A 235-nucleotide genomic window follows, 5' to 3' on the forward strand; every position below is an offset into this window, starting at 1 on the left:
TTCAAAAATCTTATTATTATTTAATAATAATTATTATATCATATTTTGTTTTAAAACTTCAAGGGTATAATTCTTTATATTATGATAGTTATACTTTTTGTAAGTATTTATTCCAGGTAAGATTACTTTAAAATTATCATCTTTTATTGAATTTACTAACTTAACTTTTCCAACTCCATAAAAAGCCTTTTTCATTCTTAAAAATCCTCTTCCATTATTTAAAAATCTTTTGTTG

General features: G+C 19.1%; 1 pseudogene. It reads right to left on the reverse strand.

Features of this window, described 5'->3' with window-relative positions:
- Window positions 1-33: 33 nt before the first annotated feature.
- Window positions 34-235 (reverse strand): annotated as a pseudogene (locus A500_RS19250) (hypothetical protein); the annotation flags it as partial.

It is taken from the genome of Clostridium sartagoforme AAU1, assembly GCF_000401215.1.
GTDB classification, from domain to species: Bacteria; Bacillota; Clostridia; order Clostridiales; family Clostridiaceae; genus Clostridium; species Clostridium sartagoforme.